Genomic DNA, 13,888 nt, shown 5'->3' with positions numbered 1-13,888 from the left:
GAAACTACCTGACAGAAATGACAGTACCGACCGACGGTAGCCGGGCATCAACCTTCGACATCAGTCGCTGGATCGAAGCCAGGTCGGGCAACGCTGCGTGGCTCATCTGAACCGACTGTTGTGCACCGACCACGACAGTCGGCAATTGCACCTGTGGGCTGTTGTAGATAAAGGCATGTTGTACGTGCCGGTTATCAACGAAGAAATCAGGCAGGTCCAGCATGCCTGCGGCCAATTGAGCGTTGATAACCACCAGATCGAATGGGTCGCAGCCGTAGTCGACCAGATTCAACAGTTCCGCGAGGTCTTGCACTGGCGCGATCCGGTAGTAATTGAGTTGATTGAACAGGCGCTCGATTCTCATCCGCTGAAAATGTTGCTCGTCGGCGATCAGGATACGTAAGGATTTGTTCGACAACGTGGCCCCCAGCAGGGTGTCAAATTTGTGATGGCGCAAGGCTACGGAAGACCACTCGAGCTTTCTGTAGGACTTTTCCTAAAAGTCCTGTCCGTGATCGCGAAGTGCGCTGACCGGCTCATGTCGACCATTACATCGAAATGTAGGTCTCCAACTGCCCCGCCAATCGCTCCATTGCCTGATGCAAGGTATCGACCGCCTCGGTCAACTGCGCTGGATCACCCTGTTCGCCCGCCGCTTCAAGGCGTTCGCAAGCCATGATCACGCCTTGCGCCTTGATGATACGCGCACCACCCTTGACCCGATGGGCCAGGTCCATCAGGCCGGACACCTCGTGCCGGGCAAACAGTTTAACCAGGCGCCCGAGGTCTTCATCGTTGCTGGCTGACAGATCGCGCAACAAGCTTGCGGTTGACGCCGCATCGCCACGCGTCAATTGCTGCAGGCTGGTCAGATCGAGGTCGTCTGACACGTCAATATCCGGTGCATCCAGGGGCAACGGGAGATGACTCACGACGACGGCCGCAAGCTGCTTGCTGAGGTCGATAAGGCTGATGGGTTTGAACAGGCAATCGTCCATACCGGCGAGCTGACAACGTTCTTTTTCATCCGGTTGGGCATTGGCCGTAAAACCGAGAATACGGCTCGGCACAAGGCCTTGGGCGCGTTCTTCGGCGCGAAGGGTGCGGGCCAGTTCATAGCCACTCATGACCGGCATATTGCAATCGGTTATCACCACATCGAAGTGCTGCTGGCGCCACTCACGCAAACCGTGCGCGCCGTCCTCCGCCTCCCGCACGCGGTGGCCCAGGTAACTCAATTGCTGGGATAGCAGCAAGCGATTGGCCGGGTAGTCGTCAACCACCAGAATGTTCAGCGCCCGGCTAAACGTCACTGGCTCGGCCGTTTCCGTCAATGTAGCGTCCCGGGGCGCAAGCACCGGCAACTCAAGCGCCACCTCTACGCGCGTGCCCTGCCCCTGCACGCTGCTGAGCGTCAACTGCCCGCCCATCATTTCGCACAGCGTGCGGCTGATCACCAGCCCCAGTCCTGAACCGCTGCGAGGCGACTGGCCGGTGTTGCGGGCTTGGGTGAAGGGGCTGAACAGCCGCTGTTGGTCTTCAATGGAAATGCCACTGCCGGTGTCTTCGACTTGCAGGCAAACAGCCAATCGCTGGCCATCGCGCAATGCCGTTTCAACCCGCAAATGCACTTGGCCATGCAGGGTGAACTTGATGGCATTGCTCAACAGATTCGAAATAATTTGCTTGAATCGCAGTGGATCGATCAGCACATCTCGATCAGTGCCGCCATCCAGTTCCAACACCAGGTTCAAGTGTTTTTGTCGCGCCAGCCCATCAAAAATGCGCGCCACCGACGTCACCAGTTCCGCCAGGTGGGTGCGCGCAGGCGTCAGCGACAGGCGCCCGGACTCAATGCGCGAGACGTCGAGAATATCGCCAATCAACTCCAGCAAACCTTGCGCGGCACCCGATGCCACCTCGATGGCGAAACGATCAGTGACGCCCTGATCCGCTTTTTTCATCGCCAGTTCGAGCATGCCGATCACGGCATTCAGCGGCGTGCGTATCTCGTGGCTCATCGTTGCCAGGAACGTGGTCTTGGCCCGGTTGGCATCGTCGGCGCTCTCCTTGGCTTCGCGCAACGCCTGCACCAACTCCTGACGTTCGCTGATATCGATCCAGCCACCAATCATGCCGGTCACTTCACCATTGCTGGCACGGTACGGCAGCATCCAGTGATAGATGGTCAGCTCATTGCCGGACACGGTCAGCTTGCGGTCCTGAACCCTGGGCAAACCCTGCTGCATCACCTGCAGATAATCATGGTGATACACCGCCGCTTCCTGAACGCTTTTGAGCACGCCTTCAATCACGGTCTTGCCAATCACCACCTCGCGCTCCACACCGAACACGTCGAGATAACCGGTATTGCAGATCAACAGGCGTGCCTGGCGATCGCGCACATAGATCGGGTGTGGCGTGCCGTCGATCAGTACACGCATGAATTCCAGTTGATCGCTAAGGGCTACTTCCGCTTGCCGCCGCTTAAGCATCAGCCGCCGCAGATAGGCGATCCAGCCCAGCGCCATCAGCAGCAACAGCGCCGCCAGTGAAAAACCCTGAATGATCGTCGTGCGGTTGCGCAGCCAGTAGCTGTCGTCAACCACCACTTCGCTGCGCCACCTGTTGGACAACTCGTCGAGCTCCTCGGGCGGGATACTCAGCAACGCCTTGTCCATGATCGAATGCAACTGCGTCGCTTCAAGTCCGGTGGCGAAGCTGATGCGCGCCGAAACGGTGCCGACAGTGCTGGTGATACGTAAGCGATCACGGTACTGCCGCGAAATCATATAGCGCGCGGTGATCAGCGCACTGACTGCGGCATCAGCCTGCCCGTTGGCCACCAGTGCCATGGCGTGCTCGGCATTATCGGCGTCCAGCAACTGGATGGCCGGGTATTGCTCGATCAGCATCGCGCGCACCGGCGTGCCGCGAATGACCGCCAGCCGTTTGCCGCTCATGTCGTCCAGCGTGCCCGGGCTACCGTTTGCGATGCGGCTGATCAATACGTATGGCGTGCTCAAGTAGGGACGAGTGAAGCGCAAAAAATGTTCGCGCTCGGGGCTGGGGGTCAAACTGATCAACAGGTCAGCCCGACCCTCGGTAATCTGATTGATCAGTTCAGGGACGGTGTGCAGGCGTTGAACGTCGAATTTCAAACCGGTACGTAACGCTACTTTGGCCAGGACGTCGGCGCCCAGTCCACGAAACTGGCCGTCGTGGCCATAGAACGTCAGCGGCAGGAAACTATCGTCGATTACCACTCTGATCCGGGAATGCTCGGCCATCCAGCGCTGTTCTTGAGTGCTGAAATAGAGCGAATGAAGTCCCGTCGCACTCGCCCCACCCGCGCTCCAGCGACGCATGATGCTCAAGTGTTCACTGGCCGGAATCACCGCCAGTGCGGTGTTGATGATGCGCAACAGGCGCGAATTGGTACCGGCAATGGCGAACGCGAAGTTGTTGGCGCGCCGCTCCAGAAAGCCCGCCACTTGTACGTTGTTCAGATAGTTCTTGTTGATCAGGTAATTGGCACTGATCGAGTCGCCCAGATAAACATCGGCGGTGCCGAACGCCACAGCGCCAATCGCGCTCAATGTCGAAGGGTAAAGTTGCAACCTGGCGTTGGGGAACGACTCCTTGACCACTTCCGGCGGCAAATAGTGATACAGCATCGCCACTTGCTTGCCGGCGAGGTCAGGCGCGAGGTTCTGGTTCTCACCGACTCGGGTTACCAGCGTCGGCTGATCGTCGGCATAGGCGCTGGACATCGCCAATTCAGGGTCGGCCGCTTCAAATTCATTGGAGGTACCCAGCAGGTCTATTTCGCCGCGTTTAAGCGCCTGCACCACTTCAGCCCGGGAAGCGTACCGACGAACTTCAATAGGCATATTCAGCAATTGGCCCAGCAACCCGGCGTAATCGGCGGTCAAGCCTTCGTAATCATTGCCATTGCTGGTGATGCCGAATGGCGGGTAATCGGGTGCAGACGCGCCCAACCTCAATACACCTTTGTCTCGCAGCCAATCCAAGTCGGGCGCATCGAGTGCCACGCGGTAGTCATCAACCGTCGAGCGGCCCAAGACCTGCAGCGTTTGCACCGCCATCGCGACACCCGCGACGGCGCTCAGTGCCCCTGACAACAGGCACACGATCAGCCATTTTCGAAAAGGCATGCCGCTCAGACCAAGTGATTGCGCTTGGCAAAATCAGCGAGATACACCACCGACTTCACGTTGAGCTTTTCAATCAGCCGAGTCTTGTAGGTGCTGATGGTTTTGCTGCTCAAGAACATCGCCTCACCGATTTCCTTGTTGCTCAGGCCATTCGACAATTGCTGCAAAATGGTCAGTTCGCGGTCGGACAGGCTCTGGATCAATTCAAGGTCGGTGGCCCCGGCATCACTGCGCCGCACCGAATTGCTCGCCAGATTGGGGAAAAATGTATACCCGCTCATGATCGCCTTGATGGCTTTGACCAACTCGCCGAGGTCGTCGGTTTTGCAGATGTAGCCCGTTGCACCGGCCTTCATGCAACGCATGGCGTAGACCACCGCTGACTGAGAGGTCAGTACCACAATCCTGCTTTTAAGCCCCAGGTTTGTAATGCGACGGATAACCTCCAGGCCATCAAGCCTGGGCATCGCGATGTCCAGCACAATCAAATCAGGCTGGTGCAGACGAGCCTGTTGCACTGCTGCGGCACCGTCGCCCGCTTCGGCTATAACCTCGAAGTTTTCCTGGTTCAAAAGCATCTTGACCGAAGACCGAATGAACGGATGATCGTCTACCACCATCGCTGTGAACATATGAACCTCTGCAAGACACAGCGGCCATTGTAGCAATCCCCTGCACAGACACGAGGTCAGTGTTCTTGGGAAGGGTAGCGATCTGCTTTATCAAGATCAGCAGTTTTCGATGAATGAGTCGATGTCGAACGCAGCGTTGAAATCATAACCACTGATTAGACGGCGATTTGCCAATACGACGCCTGGTGGTACAACCGATCAAAATGACGGGTGGGGGGTTCACTGGATCGAGTGACTCCAGTCTATGCCAGCGCAACGCGAACATGCCCTGTTCCTTGAGCCGGTGCTGGAGAAATCCCCTGACCAAGCTGTGATCAGCATGGGCAGAGGAATTTTCCAGGCACCCTAACAAGGCTTTAAGACGCTTCCCGGATGAACGTCCGACGTATCCGCCTATGAAAGACCCGGCATGGGCAAACTGATTTACTGCCAACCAAATCTGCGGATATAGAAGCCTTTCACCGCCTGAGTCAGGCCCATGTAAGCCAGCAGGATCACCGGCAGGAACACAAAGTACAGCGACGGCAACGCTTGCAGTTTGAAGTAGTGCGCCAGCGGCCCCATCGGCAGGAAAATGCCAACGGCCATGATGATGAAGGTCATGACCATCAGCGGCATGGCCGCACGGCTTTGCAGGAACGGGATCTTCGGTGTACGAATCATGTGTACGATCAGCGTTTGGGTCAGCAGCCCCACCACAAACCACCCGGACTGGAACAAGGTTTGATGGTCGGGTGTATTGGCGTCGAACACGTACCACATCAAGGCAAACGTCAGGATGTCGAAGATCGAACTGATGGGCCCGAAGAACAGCATGAATCGCCCGACATCGCCTGGCTGCCAACGTTGAGGTTGCTTGAGCATTTCGGCATCGACGTTATCGAACGGGATGGCGATTTGCGAAATGTCATACAGCAGGTTTTGCACCAAAAGGTGCATCGGCAGCATCGGCAGGAACGGAATGAACGCACTTGCGACCAGTACCGAGAACACGTTGCCGAAGTTCGAGCTGGCGGTCATCTTGATGTACTTGAGCATGTTGGCGAAGGTCCGGCGCCCTTCCAGAACGCCCTCCTCCAGCACCATCAGGCTTTTTTCCAGCAGGATGATGTCTGCCGCTTCCTTGGCGATATCCACCGCGCTGTCCACCGAAATGCCGATGTCGGCAGTGCGCAGGGCCGGCGCGTCGTTGATGCCGTCGCCCATAAACCCGACCACATGACCGTTGGCCTTGAGCAGGCGCACGATGCGTTCTTTATGGGATGGCGTGAGCTTGGCGAAGACGTTGGTGGTTTCGACCGCTACCGCCAGTTGCGCGTCGGTCATGCGCTCGATGTCGTTGCCCATCAACAAGCCTTGCTGTTCCAGCCCCACTTCGCGGCAGATCTTGGCGGTCACCAGTTCGTTGTCGCCGGTCAGCACCTTTACCGCCACGCCGTGAGCAGCCAGAGCCTTGAGCGCAGGCGCCGTGCTTTCCTTCGGTGGGTCAAGAAATGCCACGTAGCCGATCAGGGTCAGCTCACGCTCATCCGCCAGGCTGTACGTGTCGCGCCCCTCGATCATCGGCCGCGCCGCGACCGCTACCACACGCAGGCCTTCAGCGTTGAAGGAGGCGGTAACCTGACGGATACGCGCCAACAGTTCATCGGTCAGTGCCTCATCAACTTCGCCGTGACGAACCCGGGTGCACACGGCCAACACTTCTTCCACTGCGCCTTTGCAGATCAGCAAATGTGGCAAGCCATGCTCGGCAACGACAACCGACATGCGCCGACGGGTGAAGTCGAACGGGATTTCATCGACCTTGCTGAATGCCGTGCCGACCTTGAGTTCGCGATGGACTTCGACGTGTTCCAGCACCGCGACGTCCAGCAGGTTTTTCAGGCCGGTCTGGTAGTAACTATTGAGGTAAGCCATTTCCAGCACGTCATCCGAGTCATTGCCCCAGACGTCAACGTTGCGTGCGAGAAAGATTTTGTCCTGGGTCAGGGTCCCGGTTTTGTCAGTGCACAAAACGTCCATTGCGCCGAAGTTCTGGATGGCGTCCAGGCGTTTGACGATGACTTTTTTGCGCGACAGGAACACCGCGCCTTTGGCCAGCGTCGAGGTGACGATCATCGGCAGCATTTCCGGGGTCAGGCCCACGGCAATCGACAACGCAAACAGCAGCGCCTGGGTCCAGTCACCCTTGGTGAAACCGTTGATGAACAACACCAGTGGCGCCATGACGAACATGAAGCGAATCAACAGCCAGCTGACTTTGTTAACCCCAGTCTGAAAAGCTGTCGGCGCACGGTCGGTTGCGCTGACGCGTTGGGCCAACGCGCCGAAATAAGTGCTGTTGCCTGTGGTGAGAATCACCGCCATCGCCGTGCCGGACACCACGTTGGTGCCCATGAACAGAATGTTGTCTAGGTCCAGCGGATTACTGGTGTCGCTGTCTTGCTGGCGCGGGAATTTTTCCACCGGCATCGATTCGCCGGTCATCGCTGCCTGGCTGACGAACAGGTCTTTGGCGCTGAGAACGCGGCAATCCGCAGGAATCATGTCACCGGCCGACAGCACGATCAGGTCGCCCGGCACCAATTGCTTGATCGGTAGCTCGATGCGCTGTTCATCCCGACGCAATACCGTGGCGGTGTTGCTGACCATGGCCTTGAGCGCGTCGGCGGCCTGGTTGGATTTGGTTTCCTGCCAGAAGCGCAGCAAGGTCGAAAGCACCACCATCGAGAAAATCACGGTGGCGGCTTTCAGGTCTTCGGTCAGCCAGGAGATGACCGCGAGCAAAGTCAGCAACAGGTTGAAAGGGTTTTTGTAGCAGTGCCACAGGTGTATCCACCATGGCAGTGGCTGTTCGTGCTCGACTTCATTGAGACCAAATTGCTCGCGCAGCGTTTCGGCTTCCTGCTCACTGAGGCCGTCGGTGTGGCTGCGCAGTGTGCTCAGCAATTGCCCGGTATCGCTGTTGGCTGCACTGACCAGGGTTTGTGCCAGCGTCGGCGGTACTTCGCGGCTGACCGTGGTATCGGAAAAACTCTCCAGCAGCGCCAATCGGCGAAAGTGCCGGCCGATGTGGCGGGTCCGCAGGAATCCGGCAAAGAATTCTTTGAGCAGCGTTAGGTTCATGGCAGTTCCCCCAGGGTCAGCCGGGAAACCTTCGAGCAGGCGTGTCGAGCTGTCGCGACATCGACACGGGGTCGAATATCACGCACGGTTCAGCGTCGATGAGAGGACGTCGGGAATCGGGCCTGAACTGGCCTGGATCGGGATGCCGCCGCTCGCTTTACGGCGAGACAACGGCAGAAAGTCTGCGCGTTATCTTGCCGAGAAAATGCCGGTTACTGGTACCGGCCGACTACTGTCACTCGAACAAGTGCCCACTGTGGGTCTCCGCTTTAATTAAAATCACGCGAAGCTTACGCCCCGCTGTATGGAGAGTAAACGAGGGTCGGGATTCTGCCGGGGGAATTTCGGGGTTCTTCAGGAAGGGTTCAGGATGGTCTTGAATTTTGCGATTTAAATCACTGTTCAGAGCGGTCAATGGGCGTCCCATTGCAGCATCCGCATCCGGCAATGCTTCATCGCATTGACGATGTGTTTCTCCACCAGTGCGCGCGAAATACCCAAGTGTTCGGCGATTTCCGGATGCGACATACCTTCGATCTTGCGCAACAGAAAACTGTCGCGGCACAGCGGCGGCAACTCGGCCAATGCACGCTGCAGCATCTCCAGGTGCTGACCATGATCAAGGCTGGTTTGCGGGGACGGCGTGAAATAACGCTCTTCGTTATCGAGCACTTCCAGCGACTCTACCTGGCGCAAGGCATTGCGCCGATGATCATCGATCACCAGGTTGAGCGCGGTGCGGTAGAGAAACGCCCGAGGTTGCTCGATCGGCGTATCACTTGAGCGCTCCAGCACGCGCAGATAAGCATCATGCACCACATCTTCGGCCACCTGACGGTTGCCTAGCCTGGCGTTAAGGAAACGCACCAGCTCACGATAGTAGTTTTCCACATGACCCCCACCGCACAGGTGCGGTTTCTATCCTTGAGCCACATTAGCGACCGCCGAAATGGGCAGTGGCAAGGTAGTGGCAGTTTGAGGCGCGTAATTTATAGTAATTCTCATATAGATTTAAAGTATTGCTTTATCTTGCCCGATAAATAGACCTGCAATATACGTGTAACCCAATGTGTCAGAGCCTAAATTTCCCTGGGTATTTCTCGTATAGAGGACAGCTACCCGTGTCTGCCGCCTCTGCGGCAGCGTTCAGCAGTTGCAGTTTTTTGCGCGGTGACTGAACGACGGGCCGACTTCCTTTGGCCGGAAACCTGCATGAAACACCCCCGACAAACCCGCCGCGCGTTGCTTGTAGCACTTTGTCTGATTCCCTTGATCGCCATTGCTGCCTGGCAAGTGATCCCGCCTGGCCGGGATAAATTCGCCACTGTGCAAGTGACGCGGGGCGACATCGAAACCAGCGTCACGGCATTGGGCACACTGCAACCTCGTCGCTATGTCGACGTCGGTGCCCAGGCGTCCGGGCAGATCCACACGATTCACGTAGAGGTCGGGGACGTGGTCAAGGAAGGCGAATTGCTGGTGGAAATCGACCCTTCCACGCAACAGGCCAAACTCGACGCCGGACGTTACTCGATCGAAAACCTCAAGGCTCAGCTTCAGGAACAAAAGGCGTTGCACGAACTTGCCCGGCAGAAATACCAGCGCCAACAGAACCTCAAGGCCGGCGGCGCCACGCGTGAAGAAGATGTGCAAACCGCCCAAGCGGAACTGAGCGCCACCCAGGCGCGTATCAATATGTTCCAGGCGCAAATCCGCCAGGCTCAGGCCAGTCTGCGCAGCGATCAGGCCGAACTCGGTTACACGCGAATTTACGCACCGATGGCCGGCACCGTCGTCGCGCTCGACGCCCGTGAAGGCCAAACCCTGAACGCTCAGCAACAGACGCCACTGATTCTGCGTATCGCCAAACTGTCGCCAATGACCGTTTGGGCCGAGGTCTCGGAAGCGGACATCGGCCACGTCAAACCTGGCATGACCGCCTGGTTCACCACACTCAGCGGTGGCAAGCGGCGCTGGAGCAGCACGGTGCGCCAGATACTGCCGGTACCGCCCAAACCTCTGGATCAAACCAGCCAGGGCGGTGGCAGCCCCGCCAGTTCCAGTAAAAGCGGCAGCGCACGCGTGGTGCTGTACACCGTATTGCTGGACGTCGATAACGCCGATAACGCCCTGATGGCGGAAATGACCACTCAAGTGTTTTTCGTATCGGGCCAGGCGAAAAACGTGCTTACCGCACCGATCGCCGCGCTTCAGATCGGTCCTCAAGCCGACAGCCAGACGGCGCAGGTAGTCGCCAAAAACGGCAGCATCGAACAACGTAATGTCCGCACGGGCATCAGCGATCGCTTGCGCGTGCAGATTCTCGACGGTTTGCAGGAAGGCGATCACTTGCTGATCGGCATGGCTGACGGGAGTGGCAGCTGAATGCTGACACCGCTGATCGACCTGCAAGGCATTCGTAAATCCTACGGCGGTGGCGACGCGCCCGAAGTTCACGTGTTGCGTGGCATCGATATGTCGATTCATGCAGGGGAGTTCGTGGCGATAGTCGGCGCGTCCGGCTCCGGCAAGTCGACGCTGATGAACATCCTCGGTTGCCTCGACCGCCCGACCTCGGGCGAATACCGCTTCGCCGGGGAAAACGTTGCGGCACTCGAGAGCGATGAACTGGCCTGGCTGCGCCGTGAAGCCTTTGGTTTTGTGTTCCAGGGCTATCACCTGATCCCCTCGGGCTCAGCCCAGGAAAACGTCGAGATGCCGGCGATCTACGCAGGCTTGCCGGCCGCCGAACGCCATGCGCGAGCCGCCGCACTGCTCGACCGTCTCGGCCTGGCTTCACGCACTGGCAACCGTGCGCATCAGCTCTCCGGTGGCCAGCAACAACGCGTGTCCATTGCGCGCGCCTTGATGAACGGCGGCCACATCATTCTTGCCGACGAACCGACCGGCGCGCTCGACAGCCACAGCGGCGCCGAGGTGATGAACCTGCTCGAAGAACTGGCAGGCCAGGGCCACGTGGTGATCCTGATTACCCACGACCGCGAAGTCGCGGCACGCGCCAAGCGTATTATTGAAATTCGTGATGGCTTGATCATCAGCGACAGCGCCCGCGACAACCCGCAGGCGCAGACGTCGGCCAACTCCGGGGCGCTGCAAGCAGTGGACCTGCGCCAGCGTTTGATTGAAGGCGCCGACGCCACTAGCGCCTGGAAAGGCGAACTGGTGGATGCGGTGCACGCCGCGTGGCGGGTAATGTGGATCAACCGCTTTCGTACTGCCCTGACGTTGCTCGGGATCATCATTGGCGTTGCATCGGTGGTGGTGATGCTGGCCGTCGGCGAAGGCAGCAAGCGCCAGGTCATGGAGCAAATGGGCGCCTTCGGCTCGAACATCATTTACCTCAGCGGCTCATCGCCCAACCCGCGCACACCGCTGGGCATCGTGTCGCTGGATGACGTCGCGGCAGTCGCCAGTTTGCCGCAGGTGATGCGCATCATGCCGGTCAACGGCCAAGAGGCCGGAGTGCGCTTCGGCAACCTCGATCACATGAGCTACGTTGGCGGCAACGACACCAATTTCCCGACGATTTTCAACTGGCCGGTGGTGGAAGGCAGTTACTTCACCGAAGAAGATGAACGTAACGCGGCAGCGGTTGCGGTGATCGGGCACAAGGTTCGCAATAAACTGCTCAAGGACGTCGCCAACCCGATTGGCCAATACATCCTGATCGAAAACGTGCCGTTCCAAGTGGTTGGCGTGCTGGCCGAAAAAGGCGCCAGTTCCGGTGATTCCGACAGCGACGACCGCATTGCCATCCCCTATTCCGCGGCAAGCGTGCGCCTGTTCGGCACTCAAAACCCTGAATACGTGGCCATCGCTGCTGCCGATGCACGCAAGGTCAAGGAAGCTGAAAAAGCTATCGAGCGATTGATGCTGCGCCTGCACAACGGCAAGAAGGATTTCGAACTGACCAACAACGCCGCGATGATCCAGGCCGAAGCCCGCACGCAAAATACGCTGTCGTTGATGCTGGGTTCGATTGCCGCCATTTCGCTGCTGGTGGGCGGGATCGGTGTGATGAACATCATGCTGATGACCGTCCGCGAACGTACGCGCGAGATTGGCATTCGTATGGCTACCGGGGCGCGCCAACGCGACATCCTGCGCCAGTTTTTGACCGAAGCTGTGATGCTCTCGGTGGTCGGTGGTATTGCTGGCATCGCGCTGGCGTTGATCGTCGGTGGCGTGCTGATCCTCAGCGACGTTGCGGTGGCGTTTTCCTTGATAGCGGTGATCGGCGCCTTCGGCTGCGCGCTGGTCACCGGTGTTGTCTTCGGCTTCATGCCGGCCCGTAAAGCTGCCCGGCTCGACCCGGTCACGGCCCTTACCAGTGAATGATTGACCTATGAAGCCGTCACTCAGCCTCTTAACCCTTTGCCTGTTGCTCGGCGCGTGCGGCAGTCCGGTGCAGCGCCCGGACAGCGGCTTGGTGCCGCCCGCCTCCTGGCAGTCACCACACAACGAAACCACCACGCGCACCAATCAGCAATGGTGGACGCAGTTCGGCAGCCCACAGCTCGATCAATTGATCGAACAGGCACGGGTTGGCAGTTTCGACCTGGCTGGCGCCATCGCACGGGTACGCCAGGCACAAGCGGACAGGGTTATTGCCGGTGGTTCGCTGCTGCCCGAGGTCACCGGGGCGCTGAACGCCAACCGTCAGAAACTGCTGCGCGGTAACGGCTACAGCCAACTCGACGCGAACAACAGTAAAAACGCAGTGAATGACTTCGACGCCAATCTCAGCGCGACGTACGAGATTGATTTCTGGGGTGCCCAGCGAGCTACCCGTGACAGCGCACAGTTTGGCTTGCAGGCCAGTGAGTTCGACCAGGCGACCGTGGAGTTGACGCTGCTCAGCGGCGTTGCCAACACTTATGCGCAAACCCTGTCCTTGCATGAGCAAAATCGTATCGCCGAGCTGAACCTGGCCAACGCGCAGAACGTTTTGAAACGGGTACAAACGCGTTTCGATTCAGGCTCCGCCACCGCATTGGAACTGGCTCAGCAAAAAAGCCTGGTGGCGGCGCAACAACGGCAATTACCGCGGGTGCAGCAACAGGCTCAAGAGGCAAAAATCAGCCTCGCGGCCCTGCTCGGTCGCCCCGTACAGACGCTGACACTGGGTCAGGAGCACTTTGATCAACTGTCATGGCCGACCATCGCTGCGGGAGTGCCCAGCGAGTTGCTCAGCCGGCGCCCGGACATCGCTCGTGCAGAGGCACAACTGTCTGCCGCCCAGGCCAACGTCACCGTGGCCCGTGCCGCCATGCTGCCCACTGTCACCTTGAGTGCGGAACTGGGGACCGGCTCGGATCGGGCAGCAGATATTTTGCGCAGCCCTTTCTATAACCTCACGGCGGTCCTGCTATCACCGGTCTTCAACAATGGTCGTTTGGGCGCCCAACGCGATAAGGCCACGGCGCGTCAGGAGGAACTGCTGGAAGCTTATCGAGGGGCGATCATCAATGGTTTCGCCGATGTCGAAAAAGCCCTAAACAGCATCCGCGGGCTGGATCAGCAACGTCAGTGGCAAGATGAGGAACTGATTCAAGCGCAAACCGCATTCAACATCGCGCAAAGCCGTTACCAGGCCGGCGCCGAGGATTTGCTGACCGTGCTGGAGACACAACGCACGTTGTACGCGGCGCAGGATTTGAATGTGCAGTTACGGTTGTCGAGGCTGCAGGCAAGCATCGCGTTGTACAAAGCCCTCGGGGGTGGCTGGCAGGTGTTCTAGTAAGCGCGGTCAATGAGTCCGCCATCGCGAGCAACTCGCCCCCCACATCAATGGCTAAACCATTGATGCCCGGAATCGCGACGATTATCGACAATTGTTCACCACGATCTTCGCCAACCATTACCTGTTCGGTGACGTGGTGCAGTGCGAGCAGCCTATTCCCGAAGATGCCAACACCTACCTGAAAGCGG

8 protein-coding genes are annotated in these 13,888 nt (G+C 58.5%); 3 read left to right on the top strand and 5 right to left on the bottom strand.

Annotation, left to right across the window (positions count from 1 at the left end):
* Positions 1 to 4 precede the first annotated feature (4 nt).
* The 5 genes from ACQR3R_RS22485 to ACQR3R_RS22465 form a co-directional block, all read right to left on the bottom strand.
* Positions 5 to 418 carry a hypothetical protein gene (locus tag ACQR3R_RS22485; RefSeq protein WP_428275470.1) on the bottom strand — a complete coding sequence of 138 codons (414 nt, stop codon included), beginning with the start codon at positions 416 to 418 and terminating at the stop codon, positions 5 to 7.
* 130 nt (positions 419 to 548) lie between these two features.
* Positions 549 to 4,178, bottom strand: coding sequence for a transporter substrate-binding domain-containing protein (locus tag ACQR3R_RS22480; RefSeq protein WP_428275468.1), 3,630 nt, complete (start codon positions 4,176 to 4,178; stop codon positions 549 to 551).
* 5 nt (positions 4,179 to 4,183) lie between these two features.
* The gene (locus ACQR3R_RS22475) at positions 4,184 to 4,810 is read right to left on the bottom strand and encodes a response regulator (protein ID WP_428275466.1); all 627 of its coding nucleotides are present in this window, start codon (positions 4,808 to 4,810) and stop codon (positions 4,184 to 4,186) included.
* Between the two features lie 423 nt (positions 4,811 to 5,233).
* Entirely contained in the window at positions 5,234 to 7,936 is a 2,703-nt protein-coding gene (gene mgtA / locus ACQR3R_RS22470) for a magnesium-translocating P-type ATPase (RefSeq protein ID WP_428275464.1), read from the bottom strand.
* Between the two features lie 411 nt (positions 7,937 to 8,347).
* The gene (locus ACQR3R_RS22465) at positions 8,348 to 8,827 is read right to left on the bottom strand and encodes a sigma-70 family RNA polymerase sigma factor (protein WP_428275462.1); all 480 of its coding nucleotides are present in this window, start codon (positions 8,825 to 8,827) and stop codon (positions 8,348 to 8,350) included.
* 321 nt (positions 8,828 to 9,148) lie between these two features.
* On the opposite strand from ACQR3R_RS22465, the gene ACQR3R_RS22460 reads away from it, so the two are divergent.
* The 3 genes from ACQR3R_RS22460 to ACQR3R_RS22450 are packed head-to-tail and all read left to right on the top strand — an operon-like array spanning position 9,149 to position 13,697.
* Positions 9,149 to 10,321, top strand: coding sequence for an efflux RND transporter periplasmic adaptor subunit (locus ACQR3R_RS22460; RefSeq protein ID WP_428275460.1), 1,173 nt, complete (start codon positions 9,149 to 9,151; stop codon positions 10,319 to 10,321).
* A complete protein-coding gene (locus ACQR3R_RS22455; RefSeq protein ID WP_428275458.1) occupies positions 10,322 to 12,295 on the top strand; it encodes a MacB family efflux pump subunit in 1,974 nt (657 codons plus the stop codon).
* Between the two features lie 7 nt (positions 12,296 to 12,302).
* Entirely contained in the window at positions 12,303 to 13,697 is a 1,395-nt protein-coding gene (locus ACQR3R_RS22450) for an efflux transporter outer membrane subunit (RefSeq protein ID WP_428275456.1), read from the top strand.
* Positions 13,698 to 13,888: the final 191 nt, after the last annotated feature.

This window comes from Gordonia sp. IEGM753, assembly GCF_050321825.1.
In the GTDB taxonomy this organism is placed as follows: Bacteria; Pseudomonadota; Gammaproteobacteria; order Pseudomonadales; family Pseudomonadaceae; genus Aquipseudomonas.
Note: the sequence above shows the minus strand (reverse complement) of the source record. Positions and strands in the feature narration are given on the sequence as shown.